This window comes from Colwellia sp. TT2012, assembly GCF_001440345.1.
Classification (GTDB): domain Bacteria; phylum Pseudomonadota; class Gammaproteobacteria; order Enterobacterales; family Alteromonadaceae; genus Colwellia.
On sequence record NZ_LJYX01000194.1, the window covers coordinates 1 to 558 of the forward strand.

Here is a 558-nt window from a genome sequence, read left to right on the forward strand (position 1 = left end):
TAATTGTAAAGTCTGACATTTTCACGTACTCAATATACTTACCTCGAAAGGTTCATATAAGATGAGTTACTTGATAAGACAATCAATGTCGAGTAGACATTAATCGAATGTTGATACAAACCCTTGGAAGAGTTTGTATCGCTTTTGTTGGTATTTATACTGATATGAACAACAGCGCGACACCGTGTTCAACATATAAATACCGATATTTATATCAGCTTTCCAGATTGTTAAAGAACTTCAATTTAAGGCACATTCGCTTAAAAAGTGGTTTTAAAAAACCAAATTTAAAATAGCTTATAAAGCGTAATTTAAATTTGGCTTCTTTCTTTATACAAAGAAACAATACCATTCCGTTTTATATCAAGGCAGTTGGTAGCGACGTGTAGGCTTTTCTACACGAGCTGCGAACTAACGCAGATAGAATACGGAATTGGTAGGTCTGGGCAGACTTGAACTGCCGACCTCACCCTTATCAGGGGTGCGCTCTAACCAGCTGAGCTACAGACCTATCGTTTCTTCTTTATTTTGTTATCATGTAATTTGTGTGAACACTCG

General features: G+C 36.4%; 1 tRNA gene. It reads right to left on the bottom strand.

Features of this window, described 5'->3' with window-relative positions:
* Positions 1-434 precede the first annotated feature (434 nt).
* Positions 435-511, bottom strand: a tRNA-Ile gene (locus ASU03_RS19535).
* Between the last annotated feature and the right edge of the window lie 47 nt (positions 512-558).